Origin of the sequence: Coprobacillus cateniformis (assembly GCF_009767585.1) — a bacterium.
In the GTDB taxonomy this organism is placed as follows: domain Bacteria; phylum Bacillota_I; class Bacilli_A; order Erysipelotrichales; family Coprobacillaceae; genus Coprobacillus; species Coprobacillus cateniformis.
Genome location: NZ_WSNW01000008.1, coordinates 1 through 788, shown reverse-complemented (window position 1 = coordinate 788; position 788 = coordinate 1). Strand labels below are relative to the sequence as shown.

The following is a 788-nucleotide window of genomic DNA, read 5'->3' as shown; positions in this document are numbered from 1 at the left end:
ATTGACAGAGGAACAGGAACAAGCCTTACTGTCATTCATCAAGACGGATAACGTGTATCACAAGTATTATGATGATGTGCTGATACTGTTAAAGACAGGACTTCGTATCTCAGAACTGTGCGGACTGACAGTAGCCGATATTGATTTCAAGAATGAGGTTGTGGTTATCGACCACCAGTTATTAAAAAACAAGGAACAGGGCTATTATATTGAAACGCCTAAGACAAAGAGTGGAACAAGGCAAGTGCCATTAAGCAGAGAAACGATACAGGCATTTCAACGGGTCATAAGGAAACGCACAAAAGGGAAACTGATAGAGATAGACGGATACAAAGATTTTCTGTTCGTCAATCCGAAAGGCAATCCTAAAGTTGCGATTGATTACAACGCCTTATTTGTCCGTATGGTAAAGAAATATAACAAACACCACAAGGATAACCCCTTGCCACATATCACACCACATACGCTACGCCATACGTTCTGCACAAGACTGGCAAGCAAGAACATGAACCCGAAAGATTTACAGTATATCATGGGACATTCAAACATCAGTATCACAATGAACTGGTATGCTCATGCGTCCATAGATACCGCAAAATCAGAGGTTCAGCGTCTAATCGCATAAGAAGTATTTACCACGATTTTAACCACGCTTGATAGCGAAAATATAAGAAGATAGACCTAGATATGTGAGGTTTACCACAAAAGCAAAATGCCCGTAGAGCCTATAAAATAAGGATTTGCGGACATTTAAGAAGATATAAAAAGATAGTCAAAAAGACATATAT

At 39.3% G+C, this 788-nt stretch carries 1 protein-coding gene; it reads left to right on the top strand.

All coding sequences use genetic code 11. The features are described 5' to 3' along the window. The coding region (locus GQF29_RS18025) for a site-specific integrase (RefSeq protein WP_236916511.1) at positions 1–625 on the top strand (625 nt) is incomplete at its 5' end. Between the last annotated feature and the right edge of the window lie 163 nt (positions 626–788).